At 43.7% G+C, this 17,030-nt stretch carries 14 protein-coding genes; 1 reads left to right on the top strand and 13 read right to left on the bottom strand.

The genetic code is table 11. The features are described from left to right. Window positions 1–116: 116 nt before the first annotated feature. The 8 genes from NSQ55_RS08530 to NSQ55_RS08495 all read right to left on the bottom strand — a co-directional run bounded on the left by NSQ55_RS08530 (window position 117) and on the right by NSQ55_RS08495 (window position 9,276). Window positions 117–371 carry an AbrB/MazE/SpoVT family DNA-binding domain-containing protein gene (locus NSQ55_RS08530; protein ID WP_036684437.1) on the bottom strand — a complete coding sequence of 85 codons (255 nt, stop codon included), beginning with the start codon at window positions 369–371 and terminating at the stop codon, window positions 117–119. Between the two features lie 126 nt (window positions 372–497). Beyond that, the gene (trmL, locus tag NSQ55_RS08525; RefSeq protein ID WP_076184674.1) at window positions 498–962 is read right to left on the bottom strand and encodes a tRNA (uridine(34)/cytosine(34)/5-carboxymethylaminomethyluridine(34)-2'-O)-methyltransferase TrmL; all 465 of its coding nucleotides are present in this window, start codon (window positions 960–962) and stop codon (window positions 498–500) included. Between the two features lie 124 nt (window positions 963–1,086). Continuing rightward, on the bottom strand, window positions 1,087–2,175 hold the full coding sequence (gene serC / locus NSQ55_RS08520) for a 3-phosphoserine/phosphohydroxythreonine transaminase (RefSeq protein WP_036684441.1): 1,089 nt from the start codon (window positions 2,173–2,175) through the stop codon (window positions 1,087–1,089). A gap of 106 nt (window positions 2,176–2,281) precedes the next feature. Then, the gene (locus NSQ55_RS08515) at window positions 2,282–3,169 is read right to left on the bottom strand and encodes a hypothetical protein (RefSeq protein ID WP_339172611.1); all 888 of its coding nucleotides are present in this window, start codon (window positions 3,167–3,169) and stop codon (window positions 2,282–2,284) included. Window positions 3,170–3,280: 111 nt separating this feature from the next. Continuing rightward, window positions 3,281–6,019 (bottom strand): cellobiose phosphorylase, encoded by a 2,739-nt coding sequence (locus NSQ55_RS08510; protein WP_339172607.1) that lies wholly within the window; start codon window positions 6,017–6,019, stop codon window positions 3,281–3,283. Window positions 6,020–6,048: 29 nt separating this feature from the next. Then, window positions 6,049–6,885 carry a carbohydrate ABC transporter permease gene (locus tag NSQ55_RS08505; RefSeq protein WP_036684447.1) on the bottom strand — a complete coding sequence of 279 codons (837 nt, stop codon included), beginning with the start codon at window positions 6,883–6,885 and terminating at the stop codon, window positions 6,049–6,051. Continuing rightward, window positions 6,885–7,778 carry a sugar ABC transporter permease gene (locus tag NSQ55_RS08500; RefSeq protein WP_076126435.1) on the bottom strand — a complete coding sequence of 298 codons (894 nt, stop codon included), beginning with the start codon at window positions 7,776–7,778 and terminating at the stop codon, window positions 6,885–6,887. The genes NSQ55_RS08505 and NSQ55_RS08500 overlap by 1 nt, the downstream gene beginning before the upstream one ends. A gap of 127 nt (window positions 7,779–7,905) precedes the next feature. Beyond that, a complete protein-coding gene (locus tag NSQ55_RS08495) occupies window positions 7,906–9,276 on the bottom strand; it encodes an extracellular solute-binding protein (protein WP_076126433.1) in 1,371 nt (456 codons plus the stop codon). A gap of 376 nt (window positions 9,277–9,652) precedes the next feature. On the opposite strand from NSQ55_RS08495, the gene NSQ55_RS08490 reads away from it, so the two are divergent. Further along, complete coding sequence (locus NSQ55_RS08490; protein WP_076101584.1) at window positions 9,653–10,687, top strand: LacI family DNA-binding transcriptional regulator; 1,035 nt, start codon at window positions 9,653–9,655, stop codon at window positions 10,685–10,687. A 137-nt stretch (window positions 10,688–10,824) separates the two neighbouring features. On the opposite strand, the gene glnA is transcribed toward NSQ55_RS08490, so the two are convergent. From glnA to NSQ55_RS08465, 5 genes are all read right to left on the bottom strand, one after another. After that, window positions 10,825–12,249 (bottom strand): type I glutamate--ammonia ligase, encoded by a 1,425-nt coding sequence (gene glnA, locus NSQ55_RS08485; protein ID WP_036684454.1) that lies wholly within the window; start codon window positions 12,247–12,249, stop codon window positions 10,825–10,827. A gap of 282 nt (window positions 12,250–12,531) precedes the next feature. After that, window positions 12,532–13,578: a 3-deoxy-7-phosphoheptulonate synthase gene (gene aroF, locus NSQ55_RS08480; protein WP_076184677.1), complete on the bottom strand. Its 1,047-nt coding sequence runs from the start codon at window positions 13,576–13,578 to the stop codon at window positions 12,532–12,534. A gap of 264 nt (window positions 13,579–13,842) precedes the next feature. Next, entirely contained in the window at window positions 13,843–14,799 is a 957-nt protein-coding gene (locus NSQ55_RS08475) for a 4-hydroxy-3-methylbut-2-enyl diphosphate reductase (RefSeq protein ID WP_076126427.1), read from the bottom strand. Between the two features lie 59 nt (window positions 14,800–14,858). Then, complete coding sequence (locus NSQ55_RS08470) at window positions 14,859–16,325, bottom strand: HAMP domain-containing sensor histidine kinase (protein WP_076126425.1); 1,467 nt, start codon at window positions 16,323–16,325, stop codon at window positions 14,859–14,861. Between the two features lies 1 nt (window position 16,326). Further along, complete coding sequence (locus NSQ55_RS08465) at window positions 16,327–17,016, bottom strand: response regulator transcription factor (protein WP_076126423.1); 690 nt, start codon at window positions 17,014–17,016, stop codon at window positions 16,327–16,329. Window positions 17,017–17,030: the final 14 nt, after the last annotated feature.

The following is a 17,030-nucleotide window of genomic DNA, read 5'->3' as shown; positions in this document are numbered from 1 at the left end:
TTGGTGCGGGGGCATTTTTTGTATACATAAAAAAACTGCCCCCCAAGTAGAAGAGTTCTACGAAGAGGACAGTTTTTTATAAGCTCTTGGCTGTCAAAATTCAAAATATGTACTTCTTAGGCATGTCTTGGCAATTGAGTCATTTCCGAAAGGCATGCAGAACAAATATAACGATCTTTATATTCGCTTACACCATCCATCGATCCACAGAAAACACATTTTGGACGGTAACGCTCCAAGATGATATGGTCACCCTGTACCAAAATTTCAACCGGGTCGCCTTCATTCATCTGATACCTTTTACGCAGGGACTTAGGCAGAACAATTCTACCCAACTGATCCACTTTGCGAACTACACCAGCAGGTTTCATAACTAACGTACACCTCTCCTGTTCAAGAAAAATTATTTAGTAGCTACTACTTATTTCGGCTCTTTCAATATATTTCGTTACCTAATTGTCGAATCCTGCTGAAAAAAATAAAAAATTTGTCTTTTTTTAAATAAGATTAGGGAAATCCAATTGTCGAAGCGCCTCGTACACAATAATTGCTGCCGAATTGGATAAATTCAGAGATCTCACAGCATCACTCATTGGCATGCGTATTTTTGTTTCTTTACCTGCTTCTAGAATCTCTGCAGAAAGCCCCTTCGTTTCCTTACCAAAAACAAAAAAATCGCCATCTTGGAACTTAAAGTCGCTGTATCTTTTCTCTGCTTTCGTCGTTGCGTAAAAGAAACGCCCCTCGCTATATTTCTCCAAAACCTCAGCAAAGGAGTCGTGATATTCAATAGTAACAGCATGCCAATAGTCTAATCCTGCTCTTTTTAATGTAGCATCGTCTGTACGGAATCCGAGTGGACGAACCAAGTGAAGATGAGTGCCGGTAGCGGCGCAAGTACGCGCAATGTTGCCAGTATTGGCCGGAATTTCCGGCTCGACTAATACGATATGGAGTGCCATTATATGGTTCCTTCCTCTCTAAAGGCTTAATAGCCAGATGTTTTACTCTAGTGCCTAACCATAGCTTCTCCAAACAAACTGAAAACCTTCCACCAAGAAGGCGGAAGGTTATAGATAGAATTCATTAACCTTGAGTTTGCCGGAAATGGTTCATGAAATCGGATAGTGCTTTTACACTTTCGTAAGGAACTGCATTATAGATGGAAGCACGCAAGCCCCCAACACTGCGATGACCCTTTAAGCCGACAAAACCTTCCAGTTCAGCAGCTTTGACAAACTGCTTTTCGAGTTCTTCTGATTGCATCCGGAAAGTAACGTTCATAATAGAGCGGCTGCCTTGTTCTGCAACACCACGGTAGAAACCGTCACTTCCATCGATGTGATCATATAACAGACCCGATTTTTCAAGGTTCTTGGAATGGATGCCAGCTAAGCCGCCTTGCTCCTCAATCCATTTTAATACTTCGTTCACCATATATACAGAGAAAGATGGAGGTGTATTGTAAAGAGAGTTATTCTTATAATGAGTGCTGTAACGCATGATAGTAGGAATGTTAGAAGGTGATTCTGCAAGCAATTCTTCTTTCGCGATAACTACAGTCACGCCTGAAGGTCCAAGGTTCTTTTGTGCTCCGGCATAGATCATTCCGAATTGGTTCACATCGATTGGACGGCAAAGTATATCACTAGACATATCCGCGATTAAAGGAATCGAGCCTGCATCTGGAAATTCTGCATATTGCGTTCCTTCAATGGTCTCGTTGGAAGTAACATGAAGGTAAGCAGCATTCTCCGCAGCTTTGATCGAACTTAATTCAGGTATAGCCAAGAATTTCTTATCTTCGGAAGAAGCAGCAACATGAGCGCCTCCTACCAATTTAGCTTCTTTATAAGCTTTATCTGCCCAGCTACCTGTCATTACATAGCTACCTACTTGGCCTTCGGAAATCAAGTTCATAGGGATCATTGCAAACTGTGTGCTTGCTCCGCCTTGTACGAACAATACCTTATAGCCCTTCGGATTGCCGAGGAGCGAAAGCAGACGTTCCTGCGCTTCATTATGCACGGATTCGTAAATTGCACCACGGTGCGACATCTCCATGATAGACATTCCACTTTCCCGGAAATCAACAAACTCCGCTTGTGCGCGTTCCAGTACCGTAAGCGGCAATGCTGCCGGTCCGGCATTAAAATTGTATGCTCTCTTATTCAAAACTGCTCCCCACCCTTTCTCTCCTATCAATATGGATATGGTTATGATAGCAATATTCTCCCGCACCAGCAAGTATAATTATTCACATAAAAGGTTAAGACGGTACTCATTTCGCAGTGAAAAACCGGTAAGATCGGCGCCAGCTCTTGCTTTGACGCGGTAAAAGACTAATGTTCACAAATACTTCAGGAGAGACTACATGACCTTCTCCCCACAGGGCCATACGTTCTACTGGAAAGTTCCCACTCTCTCGCACGCCTGTTCCACTAGGCTTATGAACCAACTCCCAGGTGAACTCATTTTCCTGACCTTCCCAACCGCTCAACTTGCAATAAAAGGGTTTATCCGGTTCCTTTGACCAAGTAAGGGTATTCCCGGATACCTCTAGCAATTCTTTCGTATAGGAGGATTCTGGTTCTACTACCTTGAGTTCCCTCGGAAGACGCAGTTCGAAATCCTGCCCAATATTCAACCCATCGATTCCGATGAAGTTGTGAATATATTCCTCCGTAAGGAAAGGCTTTTGCCCTTTGTTATGCAGTTCATATGCAATTATTAATTGATCCCCCTGTAAAGAAATCGTTTTGGTTAGCTGCACAGCATATCCGTTGCTTTCCATTGGGTGGATCGTATATGTGACCGCATCATTCCCTGCTTCGATATCCTTACTAAAAGAGGTTAAGGGGAACTCCTCATTGAAACTGTATAATGGGGAAGTTCCTTTTTGTAATAATCCGACTCCGATTTTTGGAAACCAGCCTCCGATTGGTGCTTCATCATATCCAATTGCCCGGGAAATGCCAAACTCATTACAAAGTCCCTTGCCTCCAGTTCCTTCGCCTGGCTTCAAGCTTTCCGGCACACAAAACGTATGTTTCCCCTCTTCTAATGTCACCTGTGTAATAAATCCTGTCCAGTCAAAACGAGTGCCCTTATACTCTCCGATATCAGCGATATCGACAGTTAATATGCCATTTGACAGTCTGCAACCCATACCTAACGCGCCCTTTCGTTCATTGTTACAATGAATAAATATTCATTATTGAAAAAAACGTCTGCAGCCGCTATGAATAACGGTGCAGACGTCTTAAAATATCGTATAAAGCTACGCCAATGTCACTTCAATCAAGTGGCATTTCTCTGTCTGCAGAGAGAGCAACTCTTCACGCGGAATAATCGCACTTCCTGAGCCGCGCTGCAGCGTCACCTCGCTGCCATTCAGGGTAACAGCGTGTATTTGGTACTCCCCGTAGTTTAAGCTTCCTGTGGCTTTATAGACCACTTCAAACTCGCGATCCGCGAAGATTGTCTTAATAGAGGCCTTTCCCTCGGAATCAAACTGCTCTTTAACAAGCTTCGGTTCCAACAAAAGATCACCTAGCTTACCTTTTACACCAAATACTTCAGTAACCATAGTTAACAGCAGCCAGCTCGCTGATCCTGTTAAATACGTATACATCCCTCTGCCTTGCTCGTTAATATACTCAGGAATTCCTGGGTATATGCGGGCTTTTGCAAAGTCAGTACTTAAGCTATACAGAGATTCTAATACTTTATGTCCTTCTTTCACATATCCGCGTTTATACAACGCATTTCCATACATGATGGTCATGTGACTGAACATAGCACCGTTCTCTTTATGTCCAAAGGCAAAGCCAAAGGCGCGACCCAGATTCTGCTGGATGCCTCCGAAACGGGAATTAAGTCTGTACCCAATTTTGTCATCCAGTAGATTACGATCCACGGCGGCAATGATATGCGGAATTTGCTCTGGCGCAGCTGCATGACCCATCAGCGGGAATACTTGACCTGTAAGCGTCATTCGAACGCCTTCTGCGAATTCCCCTTCCACTTGTTCTCCATCATTATTATAATAACCGTTAAACCAGCCTCCACCTTGTTCACTTTCCACCCACTCATTGCGGCGCAAGTGATTAAAGATCCACTCTGCTTTTTGTTCCAGATCGTCCGCTACTGTCTCTATGTCGAGTGCTGCACGAATACCGCTAACTTTGTTCGGAGCGGCAGCATAATATTGATTAAGTCTTTCATGCTTGCCTGATACAGATTCATAATCCACTTGCTCACCAAGCGAATCTAGCAATAGTTTCATTTCTTCTGCCAATTCAACTGTCTCTTGCCCTTTAGAAGTCTTTAGCGTACGCAGCACACGAGAAATATCCAATAAGTTACTTGCGTAGAATGCTGTGAAAGCTACACTCTCACCCCGGTCTGCGCCCATATCAAGACCATCATTCCAGTCTGCGCCCTCCAGCAGGATATTATTGTGCTCTCCAACATTAAAGAACGGAACCAGATTTTGCAGCAGGATATGCTCCAGAATCGTACCTTTATAAACCTCACCAGAAGTTGTTCTGAGATCACTTCCTAGCGAGGTATCCCATGAAGTATCGCGTTCCTTACAGCGACTCATAAAGGTATCGCGGAAATACGTCTGTTCCTGCAATAAGAAATCAAGATCACCACTCTGATCCAGATATAACATAGTAGTTAAGAACGGCCAAGCTCCATGATCCATCCACACCCGCGGGATGTTGTTACGGTCGGCAATAAATTCACCAGGCTGTTGACCGATAATAGTGGCATTACTACCATCTATTCTTACCCCAGCGTAGTTGTTCAGCAGTAAGCTGCGCACTTCAGCCGGTTCCATAATAAGGAGTGCTAGACAATCCTGCCAAAGATCCCGCCAGCCACGTCCGCCTCTTCCATAATCATGATAAGGCAAGAAGGAGTTACCATAAAGTCTTCTCAGCACGGGTTGAATCGTAACCCATTTCATCCATTGGTCAGCATCTGAATCACCGGTATGAAATTCTACCATATTCACTTTATCTGCCCAGAAGGCTTTAGTTTCCTCAAGCAAATGATCAAAAGCTTCAGATGTACCATATTTGTTCATCAAAGCATCCACGTCTATTCTCTCATTATGGATCGCCATAACTACTATATAAGAATGGCTGTCACCAGGAGACAGAGTAAGCGTCTCATAACGAAGACCCCCGATAGCCTCATATCCCTCTCTTTGTACGCCTCCGCCCTTGCCAATCTGCGGCGTGTTGTTCAGGATAACAGCTTCTGGCCAATCCAGGCTTCCACCTTCTCCAATGAACTCCTCCTGCACCGGAAAGAACCCCGCAGGTTGACTGCCGTCACCCTCTGCACCAAATACTCCATAAGAAGTGTGATTGATGCGGTGTCCCCGCTCATCAAAGGAGAGGGCAGGCTGAACCTCAACACCATAGGGTGAAGTATAAATCCGGTTAAGCAAAGAGGTTACATGTCTATGATCGCGCAGATCATCCGCCGAACGCGCGTAGATCGGAACTACCGCTGTCGGTGTCAGCGTAGTAGCCTCTGCTGCTGTATTGGTCAACTTAACCTTCATTAATTCGATTTTATCATTACCACTTGGCACAAAGCTGGTGATTTCAGCTTTAACACCCATCTCTGCGTTACAACGCGTTACGCGTTGCCACAAGAAACCAGCCTCTAGTACCGCTTCATCAGTAGACGATGTATAAAAATCGGCATTTTGCTTAGCGGAGTTCCCCACTGCCGACCAAGCTCCCTTGCCGTCTACGTATACCCAGAAGTTGCGGGAAGCCCGCGAATTATGCAAATCTTCAACCGATAATGGCGGTGTCAAAAATGTATTATGACCTGTGGTAACCTGACCATGAAGTTTTGGAGTTACTGTCGACATCATTCCCCCTTCATTCACTAGAGGGAAATATAGAAAACTGCTGCGATCCGGTTGCTGAAGCCTGAATTCCCCATCATTTCCGGTGAATTCGAAGCCATGAATTTTATTACGATCCATTCTCTCCATCCTCTCATTTACACAACTACTTAAGCTTTAACCGCACCTGCCAATGCACCGTCAACGATATACTTTTGAATGAAGGTGTATAGGATGATAAGCGGTGCAGATACGATCATGATCCCGCACGCCAACATAGGCCAGTTGTTTCCGTATTGACCGCGGAATTCTTTAAGCCCGAAGGTGATTGGATAGTTTTCTGGACTCGGTAAATACATGACCGGCCCCACGAAGTCATTCCAGATACTAATAGCTGTTAGAATAACACCTGTAGCAATTACTGGTTTCATAAGTGGCATGATGATCTGGAACAAATAACGCATATATCCAGCACCATCCATACCTGCTGCTTCATCCATCTCCCGGCTAATTCCTTTGATGTAACCTACAAACATCATGAACACGATACCCGTTCCGCCTGTTTTAAGGAGAATGTAACCCAGCTTCGTGTCATAACCTACAAATCCTAGCTCCTGTTTCATGGTAAGCATCAGCTTGAACTGTGCGACCATTGGATTCGGCAGGAACTGAGACATCAAGAAGAACAAATAAATAAATCCGCTCCACTTCACATAATTTCTCGCCACCGGGAAGGCCCCGAATAACGAAACAATTAGGGTCAGCACTGTTGCTACGGCTGTATACAGCAGACTGTTTAAGAAATAATTAGAGAAATTCCCCTGTAGCCAAGCTTCTTTATAATTATCCCATTGAATACTTTTTACGAGACCGATAGGATCTAGCAGATATTCTGTAAAGGACTTGAATGAAATATTGATTACAAATAACAACGGCATGATATACAAAACAAGCAACACTGCAATCAGAATATAAGAGAGAGTTTTGGCGGTTTTGGAATCCTTCATTAATATTCCACCTCTCTCTTACGCATTTGTTTCACTGCAAATACTACAAACACCAGAATCATAAGGAACTGAACCACGGAAAGCGCGGAAGGAAGTCCCATCTGTAGAGAACCACGGAACGTCTCTTTATAAACGTCATATGCCATCGTTCTTGTGTTAAAGCGACCGTCCGTAGTTGCGAGAATAATATCAAAGGTGGACATCGCACCGATAATAGACAAAATAATGTTAATCGTAAAGGATGGAGCGATAAGTGGGAATGTGATATTTTTAAAAGATTGCCACTTCGTAGTTCCGTCTATATATCCAGCCTCATACAAATCTTTCGGTACGGATTGTAGTCCCGCAAGGAAAATCAACATCGAATATCCCATATACATCCAAATTTGCGTAAATATAATATAACCGAACGCATGAGTGAAGCTTCCAAAGAACATATCTTTATAACCGAACAAAGAATCATACAGTTGGTTAACCGGACCACTCAGCGGATCGAACATCATGCCCCATACCAGTGCAACTACCGCCACACCAAGCACAACCGGTAAAAAGAATACCGCGCGATAGAAATAATCGCCTTTCAGCTTCTGATTGATAACTACGGCCATAAGCAGACCGACACCGTTCTGTACAATGGTTACAATGACCATGAAATAAATAGTACGTATAATGGAATCCCAACGCTCGCCTGAATTTCCCGAGTAAAATACATCATAATAATTGTCAAGGCCTACGAAACTCATCTTGCTTCCAGGAACGTTAGTGATATCTGTAAATGAATAGATGACCGTCATCATAGATGGGCCAAAATAGAAAATTACATACAATGATAATGGAATCATTAGCAGCAGAAGCGGTATATATCGTTTAAAACCTTTCCCGAACGGATACATTTCTCTCACCTACCCAATCCTAATTCAATAAAATGATCGGGGCCTGCACAAAACAGACCCCGAAGCTGTAAAACATGTTTGGTGTACAGTATGTTGTAGATTCTTTTTTATTTATCGGGATAGCTACTTATTTAGGTGCTGCTGCTTCCCATTCTTTTTGTTGTACATCTGCAAGCTCTTTAGCGGTTTTAAACTCGCCGCCTGGTGCCAAATACTCAGTGTGAACGCCTTCAGCTGCAATGTGTTCACCAACGTTGTCACGGTTAATCATCATAATTTCATAAGCAAGCTCGAAATCTCCAGTCATGTATGGAGCAAGTTCTTTGTCAATAAAATCACTTTCAGTGGCAATATTGTCTTGTGTAGGCAAGAATCCTGCTGCTTTAACATATTCTGTGTAATTTTCTGGTTCAGAGAAGAATTCCAGCCATTTCAAAGCACCTTCTTTGTTCGGGCCTTTTTCTGCTGCATACCAAGTTACATCGTATTTACCGACAAGAGAATTATTCTTAGCAGCATCTTCTGTAGCTGGGATTGGGAAGTAACCAAATTTCACATCTGGATTTGCTGCCGCGATCGTAGGAGCATCCCAAGTTCCGTCAGCAATCATAGCTGCTTTTCCTGTTGCGAAAAACGAAGGTGCTGTTGCATAGTCGATACCCAAGAAACCGTCGATGATGTAGTTATCTTGAAGCGTCTTCATTTTCTCCAATACTTCTACAGCCTCAGCATCGTTAAATGCCGAAGTTCCCTTCCAAACGCCCTCAATCCATTGTTGTTGGTTGCCGCCACCCAGAATCTTAGCTTGCAAACCGAACACTGGCAGTTTCAATGGCCATACGTCTTTACCAGCCACTACGATTGGAACAATACTCTTAGCTTTCAATGTATCTAGAACACTAATGAACTCTGTCCAAGTTGTAGGTACAGTCAGACCGTTTTGTTCAAAAATTTCTTTATTATAGAAGAATCCTGACATTGCTACTTTACCGGTTGGGATTGCATACACTTTATCTTTATAAGTGCCGGCTTTAGCAATGTCATTCGCATTGTAGTTTTTAACGAAAGCTTCGTTGCTCAGATCAGCAATCAGTCCGGAATCAATCCATTGTTGCCAGTCTGGCACTTTCGCACCTGGTGTCCAATCTTTCGGGGACAATCTCATACCGGATAGATCGGCAAGAACATCTACGTCACCAGCTGTAATTCTTGCTCTTTGTGCTTGTTTGAATTCATCATCCGGACCCGTGGTTGTGTACTCCACTTTGTATTCCGGATATTTTTCTTCAAACTTTTTATTAATTTCTGTAATGACCTTGTTAATATTCTCTTGTTTCCAGTGTAAGATCTTAATCACTTTCTTATCACCAGATGCAGGCTTGTTTGTTCCGCTGCCCGGAGTAGCCTCACCATTCGCGTTGTTATTGCTGTTTCCACATGCTGCTAATGAGAGCACTAGCGCTGAGCTCAACAATACCGCAGAAAGCTTCTTTACCATTTTGTTACCCCCCAGATAATTTGTTATGACCCTTTTAACGAAACCACATGTTAATTTCTGAAAATCACGAAACAGTAAGGACGATATCACAGAAAGCGGTTTCGGTGTTTTTATTATTACATCGTTATTTGTCTTTGTAAAGTCTTTTTTCTTTGTTCGTTTTTGAACGTTTTTTGAACCAAATATTCAAAAAAACCTTTAAAACCAAGCATAATCCTAGTTTAAGAGTAAACATTCCATTGACTATAATCTTATTGAACTATAAAATAAGTAACGAAACTATTTCGTAAATCATAAATTCAAGTCATAAAAAATAGCCTTGAGTAGATTTTAAACATATATTACGGAACATTTTTCACTATAAGGGGGACTTAATTTGGCCTACAGCATCAAAGATATAGCGAAAATTGCTGGAGTTTCTGTTTCGACAGTATCCAAAATCATTAATAACTACAGTGATATTTCGGAAGATACCAAGACAAGGGTTCAACAAATTATAAAAGAAACTGGATATACCCCCTCCAATTCAGCTAAAACATTGGCTACGAAATCATCCAATCTAATCGGAGTGATTTTTGCCGGAATGCTGAATGTCGACTTTACCCACCCTTTTTTCATCGAGGTGCTAAATTCATTTAAAAAACAAATGGGACTACTAGGTTACGACCTTATCTTTTTTTCCAATGAAAAATTCCAAAGTGGCGATACTAACGATTATCTTGCCCGTTGCCAGCATTTTAATGTAGATGGGTGTGTGCTTCTATCCGGACAGGAGCTAGAAACCTCTATCAGCGAATTAGACAACAGTGCAATTCCGTGTATCGGCGTAGATTTAAAGCTGACCGGTGACAACTCTGGTTTTATCATGTCGGATAATTTCAAAATGTCCTCCAAAGTGGTGGAACACTTTTACTTACTGGGCTATCGAGAGCTTGGCTACATCGGCAGTTCCTCAGATTCAGACATCTCCAATATGCGCGAAAGTGGTTATCGCAAAGCTCTTGAAGATTTAGGACTGCCTATTAACGAGAATTGGTTCTTAAACGGAAGTAACTTCTTTGAGGCCAGCGGGTATGAGACGATGCGTAGAATGATTGAGAATGGAAATTTACCTAGAGCGATCTTCGCGGCGTCGGATCAGCTTGCTATAGGGGCGATGCGTGCCCTTAAAGAGGCTTCTATCGCCGTTCCTGAAACTGTCGCAATTATTGGCTGTGATGATATCGAGGCCTGCAATTATACAACCCCCCTACTGACTACCATCCGCCAAAATAAAGATAAGATCGGCCGCCTAGCAGCGCTAATGCTATATGATCTAATAAACAACCAATCCGGTACGAGTTCTTTCAGCGTGGAGCCCGAGCTTATCATTAGAGAGTCCTGCGGCGCTCCTGAACGGGGGCTAGTGTAGTCTTTCTTAGCATATAGTCATAGGGCACAGTAAAACCCATTACTTTTCCTGATTCATAAAAAAAGAAGCTGCCTCAAGTAGAATTCACTACTTTTGAGACAGCTTCTTTTATTATAAAGATTATAATAGCAGGAATCTTATAGATCGAAGTACAAGGCGTATTCATGTGGATGAACACGAATTGCAACCTCTTGTGCTTCAGAACGTTTCAGAGCAATATAGTTATCGATGAAGTCCTTAGTAAATACGTCGCCTTCTGTTAGGAACTCGTAATCAGCTTCCAAAGAATCAAGCGCTTCGCTCAGGCTGCCTGGAACGCTGCGGATTTTTTCTTTATCTGCATCAGACAATTCATAGATGTTCTTATCCAGAGGACCATAACCCAGTTCTTGCGGGTTAATCTTGTTCTTGATTCCGTCCAGACCTGCCATCAGCATTGCGGAGAATGCCAAGTAAGGGTTAGCTGTGGAATCCGGTGTGCGGAATTCGATACGACAGCCTTTTGGTGTCACAGCTGCTACCGGGATACGAACTGCTGCAGAACGATTTCCTTTGGAGTAAACCAAGTTAACCGGTGCTTCGTAGCCAGGAACCAGACGTTTAAAGGAGTTGGTGCTTGGGTTAGTCAAAGCGATCAATGCTGGTGCATGGTACAAAATACCACCGATATAATGAAGAGCCATTTCGCTCAAGTTAGCATAAGCGCCTTTTTCGTAGAACAAAGGAGTGTCTCCGTCAAAGATGGATTGATGCACGTGCATTCCGCTACCGTTATCACCGAACAGTGGTTTTGGCATGAAGGTTGCTACCTTGCCATACTGACGTGCAGTGTTTTGTACAATATATTTATAAGTCATGAGATTATCAGCAGTTTTCTTCAAGGTATCAAAACGGAAGTTAATTTCCGCTTGACCTGCAGTGGCTACTTCATGGTGATGACGTTCAATGCGTAGTCCAACTTCAGCAAGCAGACGGCACATTTCACTGCGGATATCCTGTTGGGAGTCAACTGGTGCTACAGGAACATATCCACCTTTAACGCCAACTTTAAATGCCAAGTTGCCGCCCTCTTCTTTACGACCCGTATTCCAAGCCGCTTCTTCAGAATCTACGAAGAATGAGGATCTGTTCATGCCACTTTCGTAACGAACATCGTCAAAGATAAAGAATTCTGATTCAGGCGCGAAGAATGCAGATGTACCTACTCCGCTTTTTTGCAGGAATTCTTCTGCTTTCACAGCAATACCGCGAGGATCGCGCTCATAACGTTCGCCATCAGGAGTGAAAATGTCGCACATCACGTTCAGCGTTGGATGAGCTGTAAACGGATCTATGAATACACTATTCGGATCAGGCATCATAACCATGTCTGATTCTTCAATACCACGGAAACCTTTGATGGAAGAACCGTCGAATGCTACCCCATTTACAAAAGTTTCATCTTCCACTTCAGAAGCTGGCAGAGAGATGTGGTGGGCACGACCACCTAAATCTACGAATCGAAAATCTACCCACTCGATATTGTTCTCTTTAATTGTTTGCAACACTTTTTCAACCGACATGAATTTTTCCTCCCCCAAGTTCCGAACATTAGGCCGCTCACAGTATGCAAATGTTCTTGTTTTAATTTTTTTGCTGTCGTAATTATAAATCTCATACCTAACATCGTCAATGCTTATGTCAGGTATTTCTTTCAGCAATGTAAGATATTCTAACGCTTTCGTGAAATCTGTTATTTTCGCATATTTTCATGTCACATTTATTTTATCCAACTCCAAAAAAACCCTCTTTTCCCACTAGGTCGCGGGTTAAGAGGGCTTCCGAGGAAGCTATTAGATTAAATTTTATAGAGCCGAAACCGTTTCTGGCGAAGTTGAAAACTTACGTCCAACAATTGGAGCCAGCTTTTCCAGATCCTTTAGCAGGTTATCAAACTGATCAGGAAATAACGATTGAACACCATCACCTGTCATGGAATTGTCCGGATCTGTGTGCATTTCAATAATTAGACCATTTGCGCCAGCAGCAACAGAAGCTTTGGCCATAGGCTCAACTAACTCACGACGACCGGTTCCGTGACTTGGGTCAGAGATTACTGGAAGATGGCTTAAGCTCTGTAGAACTGGAATAGCCGATAGATCCAGCGTATTACGAGTGTAGGTCTCAAATGTGCGAATACCGCGCTCACAGAGCATTACATCCTTATTACCGCCTGCCAAAATGTACTCCGCTGCATTGAGCAACTCATCGTAGGTCGCACTGAAGCCACGTTTTAGAAGAACAGGTCTGCCACAGGTCCCCAGCTTGCGCAGCAAATCAAAGTTCTGCATATTCCGTGTACCCACCTGCAGAATATCCGCATGCTCCGCACAGATATCAACATACTCTGGTGTCATAACCTCTGTAATGGTCAACAGCCCATGACGCTTTCCTGCTTCAGCCATCATAGTCAAACCTTCCACACCTACGCCTTGGAAGCTGTACGGTCCTGTACGGGGCTTAAACGCGCCTCCACGAAGTACCTGAGCACCAGACGCTTTAACAAGCCGGGCGATCTCATCAATCTGCTCTGGAGACTCAACGGCGCAAGGTCCGCCCATGATCACCAGGTTTTCTCCACCAATCTTCACACCCTTGATATCAATAATCGTATCCTCAGGATGGAAATCCCGGCTGGCCAGCTTGTAGGATTTGGAGATCTTCACGACGTTCTCTACACCCTTCATTTGCCGCAAATGCTCGGCGAGCTTAGGAGTGACGACTCCCACTAAACCTATCACCGTGTGATCTGCTCCTCTGGAGAGATGCACCTGCAAGCCTTCTTTTTCGATTACGGCAATTATATCTTTAACCTGCTCTTCCGGTGTTTGATTTGATGTAATGACGATCATATTTATAACTCCCTCTCTACATTTAAAATTTATAATAATTCCGCTAAATACTATCGTGCTACGACGCGTGTTCGCTTTTAAGCTTTTATGCTTTTAATCACTAAAGCAATTTTACCTCAAAAAACGATTATAGTCAATCTATATTCTAGATTCCTATGCCGGAAGCGTTCTTTCGATAAAAAAGAGCACTTAACCTCGACTGACGAAGTTAAGCGCTCTTGTTGCAGCGTTCATAATATATAAGTTCGAGCCTAGCCCATTACATTAAGTAGTACTTGCACTCTTATTCTTAACCGGTGGCAGCAGCTTCGCCATATTCACTGTACGTTTGATCTCCCACGTCTCCGGATTAGCCGAATCATACTGATCTAAGTAGTTAATCACTTCTTTGGTGATAGGTGTAGGTGTGGACGCGCCAGAAGTGACCCCGACGATATTTACACCCTCTAGCCATTCTGTTTGGAGTTCAGACACATCAGAAATACGATGGGCAGGAACCCCAGCGATTTCTTCCGACACCTGTGCCAGACGATTGGAGTTGTTGCTTCGCGGATCACCGACAACAATCACCAGATCACATTGCCCCGCTTGTTCCGCCACAGCCTCTTGACGTACTTGGGTAGCCATACATATCTCATTATGCACTTCAGCACCTGGGAAGGTCTCTAGAAGCTTTTTCATGATGTGTTTAATATCCCACTGGCTCATAGTAGTCTGATTCGTAATGACAATACGTGAAGAAGAGATGGATAACGTAGCAATCTCATCTTCTTTTTCAATCAGATGCACATGCTCAGGGGCAATACCCACAGCACCCTCCGGTTCCGGATGGCCTTTTTTGCCGATATAAATGACCTCATAACCATCATCTACTTTTTCCTGAATAAGATCATGGGTCTTCGTGACATCAGGACAGGTGGCGTCGACCGTAGTCAGACCCTTGTCCCTAGCCATCTTGCGCACCTCAGGAGAAACCCCGTGTGCAGTGAATATAACGGTCCCACTATCCACTTTATCCAGAATATCCAGACGATTATGTCCGTCCAAAGTAATAATGCCATCATCTTCGAACGAATTCGTGACATGACTGTTATGAACAATCATACCCAGTATATAAATCGGCCGGGGAAGATCGAGATTTTGCGCAGCCTGCCGTGCCATAACCATTGCATCGACAACTCCGTAACAATATCCCCGGGGAGAGATTTTAATGACTTCCATGAGTTCACCAGCTTTCTGCTTTCATTGACCTCTGTAATAGGACACTTCTAAATTATACCCTATTCCAGCGGCGGAGCAAAGAGAAGCGGTAACCAGATGACAAAAGTGGTACCCTCACCTTGGCGTGTAACAACCTCCACAGACCCACCATGCTCGTCAATAATCCACTTAGCAATGGATAAGCCAAGCCCAATCCCTTCCGTAATTCCACGCGATTCATCTGCACGATAGAAACGGTCAAAGATATATGGAACCTCATCTTTATCCATACCAATCCCTGTATCAGTAATCCGAATGCCAATCTGATTCTGATAGAAGAGGGTATCCAAACTCACGATGCCTGAAGGTGTGTACTTAAAGGCATTATCAATAAAAATAAAGAGCATTTGCTGTAGATAATCTTTATTCCCAACTATATATTTGCCATTTAAGACTGACATATCACCTGTAACCCACTCGGCTTGACGGGGCAGGAAAGAGGCGCGGCGCGCAATCTCATTCATCATCGGTTCCAGTGCCACGGGCTCTATATCAAAAGTACGTCCAGTATCCGCACGCGCGAGCGAGAGCATATCCGCTACCAAGCGGCTCATACGCTTAGACTCGTCTGCGATATCCTGCACCGATTCAAGCGATAGCTGGCGAATCTCAGCTTCACTCATCTTCCCTTCTCCGGGTTCCATCTCCCAAACCTTTTGCAGCAGATCAATATTTCCGCGAATCGTAGTGAGCGGTGTCCGAAGCTCGTGTGAAGCATCTGAAACGAAACGGCGCTGAGCCGCATACGAATCCTCCAGCTCTGTGTAGAACCCTTCCATACGCCCAAGCATACTATTAACGGTCTCAATAAGTCTTCCTATCTCGTCTGGCGGCCCATCGTATTCAATCCGCGAGCTTAAATCATTCCCCGTCTGAATCCCATTCGCAGCTTCAATTACTTTGCCGATTGGACTCATGGATTTGCGCGCAAGGAACAAGCCGAAGGTAAATGCCGCGATCAGAGTAGCAAAAGAACCTACGAGTAGTATATTTTTTAAACGCTCCAAGAGCTTGTCTTCCGAATTTGACGGTGTTGCCACCTGCAGAAGGGCCACAGGACTCTTATTCAAGTCATATATCGGTATCTGATAAACCATCAAATGATATCCGCCAAGCGTAGTCTGTTTGAACCCGTGAGCTTTATCAATATCTTCCAGTTTCGGAACATCGAATTGGATATCTAGATAATGCAAGTTCTCTGACTTTTGCAGGTTCTCATTATTATAGATATAGGTTTGCACCAAAATATTAGCTTCCTCCAGTTTGTTACCGAAGAAGGGGTTTATGCTCACACTTTGCAATGAACCGTCATACGCCCAGTTAGGATTGAGATTGGTTACAAGCTGCTCACCCTGTTTTTGTATACGATCCTTCAAGTCCCCATAAGTATTAAAATAAACAAAACCGTAAATTGCGGCTGATAAGGCCAGCAGCATAACGGCCAAAATCCCTGAATACCAAGCAGTCAGCCGCAATCTTATAGACATGTTAGTTGTCACCTCTTAGAATGTAACCGGCACCCCGGATCGTTTGAATGAGGCGTTTACCGCCATGCTCCTCCGTCTTTTGACGTAGCATAGCTATGTATACCTCAAGCACATTAGATTCACCGCTATAATCATAACCCCATATTTTATCCATGATCAGATCCCGTGAAAGCACACGTTTCGGATTTTGCATAAAAAGATGAAGCAGCTCAAATTCCTTCGCTGTTAGCTCCAGTCTTTTACCGGCGCGGGTAACCTCACGTGAATCCACATCCAGCGTAATATCTTCATAAGAAACCGCTTGCTCTCCACCTTCGTTTTGCTCACTCTTACGCCGAAGCAGCGCACGTACACGTGCAAGCAGTTCTTCCAGCGCGAAAGGTTTAACCAGATAATCGTCCGCACCCAGATCAAGCCCTTTTACACGGTGCTCAATTTCATCCTTCGCGGTAAGCATGAGAACAGGAACATTACTGCCTCCTTCCCGCAAGCGGCGACATACTTCAAAACCATCCACCTGAGGCATCATTACATCCAAAATTACCACATCCGGATCACTGCTCAAGATTGCCCGTAATCCATCCGCTCCATTCACCGCTGTTTTCACATCGTAACCTTCAAAAGCTAAACCTCTACGCAGCATAGAAATAATCTTTTCGTCATCATCAATAATTAGAATATTCGGTCGCATCAAGCAGCCCCCAT

It is taken from the genome of Paenibacillus sp. FSL H7-0943 (assembly GCF_037963265.1).
In the GTDB taxonomy this organism is placed as follows: domain Bacteria; phylum Bacillota; class Bacilli; order Paenibacillales; family Paenibacillaceae; genus Paenibacillus_AQ; species Paenibacillus_AQ odorifer.
Note: the sequence above shows the minus strand (reverse complement) of the source record. Positions and strands in the feature narration are given on the sequence as shown.

Coding starts and splice junctions, on each gene's coding strand:
- NSQ55_RS08530 (WP_036684437.1), bottom strand. CDS start 371: ATGAAACCTGCTGGTGTAGTTCGCAAAGTGGATCAGTTGGGTAGAATT.
- trmL (WP_076184674.1), bottom strand. CDS start 962: ATGGCACTCCATATCGTATTAGTCGAGCCGGAAATTCCGGCCAATACT.
- NSQ55_RS08515 (WP_339172611.1), bottom strand. CDS start 3,169: ATGGGTTGCAGACTGTCAAATGGCATATTAACTGTCGATATCGCTGAT.
- NSQ55_RS08510 (WP_339172607.1), bottom strand. CDS start 6,019: ATGGATCGTAATAAAATTCATGGCTTCGAATTCACCGGAAATGATGGG.
- NSQ55_RS08505 (WP_036684447.1), bottom strand. CDS start 6,885: ATGAAGGATTCCAAAACCGCCAAAACTCTCTCTTATATTCTGATTGCA.
- NSQ55_RS08500 (WP_076126435.1), bottom strand. CDS start 7,778: ATGTATCCGTTCGGGAAAGGTTTTAAACGATATATACCGCTTCTGCTG.
- NSQ55_RS08495 (WP_076126433.1), bottom strand. CDS start 9,276: ATGGTAAAGAAGCTTTCTGCGGTATTGTTGAGCTCAGCGCTAGTGCTC.
- glnA (WP_036684454.1), bottom strand. CDS start 12,249: ATGTCGGTTGAAAAAGTGTTGCAAACAATTAAAGAGAACAATATCGAG.
- aroF (WP_076184677.1), bottom strand. CDS start 13,578: ATGATCGTCATTACATCAAATCAAACACCGGAAGAGCAGGTTAAAGAT.
- NSQ55_RS08475 (WP_076126427.1), bottom strand. CDS start 14,799: ATGGAAGTCATTAAAATCTCTCCCCGGGGATATTGTTACGGAGTTGTC.
- NSQ55_RS08470 (WP_076126425.1), bottom strand. CDS start 16,325: ATGTCTATAAGATTGCGGCTGACTGCTTGGTATTCAGGGATTTTGGCC.
- NSQ55_RS08465 (WP_076126423.1), bottom strand. CDS start 17,016: ATGCGACCGAATATTCTAATTATTGATGATGACGAAAAGATTATTTCT.